This window comes from Corynebacterium sp. HMSC068H04, assembly GCF_001811255.1.
In the GTDB taxonomy this organism is placed as follows: domain Bacteria; phylum Actinomycetota; class Actinomycetes; order Mycobacteriales; family Mycobacteriaceae; genus Corynebacterium; species Corynebacterium hesseae.
In genome coordinates this window covers 54,127-54,759 of record NZ_KV803969.1, presented here as the reverse complement: position 1 = coordinate 54,759, position 633 = coordinate 54,127, and the positions used below count along the sequence as shown (strand labels likewise).

Annotated in this window: 1 protein-coding gene; it reads right to left on the bottom strand. The window is 61.5% G+C overall.

All coding sequences use genetic code 11. The features are described from left to right. Positions 1–46 precede the first annotated feature (46 nt). Positions 47–633 (bottom strand): LPXTG cell wall anchor domain-containing protein (locus tag HMPREF2792_RS01805; RefSeq protein WP_232748428.1); only part of this gene is annotated, 587 nt, incomplete at its 5' end.

Genomic DNA, 633 nt, shown 5'->3' with positions numbered 1-633 from the left:
CTCCGTGTCCAAAAAGTCGCTAGACATCACAAAGGAAACCTAGGTCTTAGGAATCCTTGCGGCGGCTAGGACGCAGAATCAACGCTGCACCAGCGATGAGCGCCAAAGCCACACCAATGAGGCCTAGGACGTTGGCACCGGTGTTGGCGAGCTTGCCAGACGAGGTGCTCTTAGCAGAGGCCGCAGTGCTCGAGGTCGTACCAGGCTGGCTGGCCTGGGTCGGCTGAGCATTCTGGTTCTGCGTTGGCGTCGGCTGTGCTTCCGTGTTAGGCGCCTTCGGCGCTTCCGAAGCTTCCGGTGCCTTCGGCTGCTGTGGCTTCAGCGGCTCAACCGGCTTGACCGGCTTCGTCGGCAGCTCCGGAATGTGCGGAGGCTTGAAGAAGTGGGCCAGTACCGGCGGGATAATCACCAGCGGGATGAGCGGCCACAGGCTGCTGAGGTCCGGAATGCTCGAAGTAGAGGAACCAGGCTTTTCAGGTTCTTCAGTCGGGGTTTCCGTCGGAACCTCTGTTGGATCTTCCGTCGGGTCCTCAGTCGGCTCTACCGTCGGATCGTCCGTCGGGTCCTCGGTGGGGTCAACTGTCGGGTCCTCGGTTGGATCTTCCGTCGGGTCCTCAGTCGGGGTTTCCGTCG